Source organism: Synechococcus sp. R8-2, assembly GCF_047461715.1.
Taxonomy (GTDB): Bacteria; Cyanobacteriota; Cyanobacteriia; order Thermostichales; family Thermostichaceae; genus Thermostichus.
Genome location: NZ_JANSHQ010000606.1, coordinates 1 through 1,016 on the forward strand (window position 1 = coordinate 1; position 1,016 = coordinate 1,016).

At 58.6% G+C, this 1,016-nt stretch carries 1 protein-coding gene; it reads left to right on the top strand.

The features are described 5' to 3' along the window. On the top strand, positions 1-1,016 hold a 1,016-nt coding region (locus tag NW819_RS13020; protein WP_414414000.1), incomplete at both ends, for a peptidoglycan D,D-transpeptidase FtsI family protein.

Consider the following 1,016-nt stretch of genomic DNA (forward strand, 5'->3'; position numbering starts at 1 on the left):
GTGCGGGTGGAGCGCTGGGTATCCCAGGAGGTGGCAGATCAAATTCAGGCTCTGCATCTGGATGGCCTGGAGCTGGTGAGCGAGCGGCAACGCGTTTACCCCCAAAAAGAGATGGCCGCTGAGGTGGTAGGGTATGTAGATCTGGATCATCAGGGCCAAGCAGGAGTCGAATATTCCCGACAAGAGCTGCTGGAGCGTACCGTTCAACCTGTTACTATTCCTCGCGATGGCTACGGACGACTGTTGGCTGCCGAGGTGCCGGAAGGGCTGCTGCAATCTGGCGAGACGGTGCTGCAACTTACCCTAGATATGCGCCTGCAAAGAGCTGCCCGCGCTGCCCTGAAAGTGCAACTGGAGCGGTTTCGAGCCCTGCGGGGTACGGTGATCATCTTGCAGCCCCACACGGGGGAGATTTTGGCTCTGGTGAGCGAGCCCACCTATGACCCCAACCGCTACTTTGAGTATGACCCCGGTCTTTTTCGCAACTGGGCGGTAACGGATTTGTATGAGCCGGGATCCACCTTCAAGCCCATCAACATTGCCATTGGGTTGGATGCTGGAGCCTTCAGGGCAGATGAGCGGGTCTATGACGAGGGTCGGATTCTCATCGGTCAGTGGCCCATTCAAAATTACGACTACCACCAGCGAGGGGCCCATGGCTGGATGAGCGTCACGGATATCCTGCGGCAATCCAGCAATGTGGGCATGGTACATCTAATGCGCAAGCTGGATCCCCGCCAGTACTACAATGCCTTGGTGCGGCTGGGGTTCAACGAGCGCAGTGGCGTGGATTTGCCCTTTGAGCCGGCCAGCCGTTTGAAACCGCTGCGACAGTTTGTTACGGTGCCGGTGGAGCGGGCCACTGTCGCTTTCGGCCAGGGGCTGGCCCTTACCCCTCTACAGTTGGCTGCCATGCATTGCATCATTGCCAACGGCGGACTGAAAGTGCAGCCCCATGTGGTGCGAGGCTTGGTGGAGAAGGATACGGATACTTTGGTTTGGGGATCCCCGCAGCC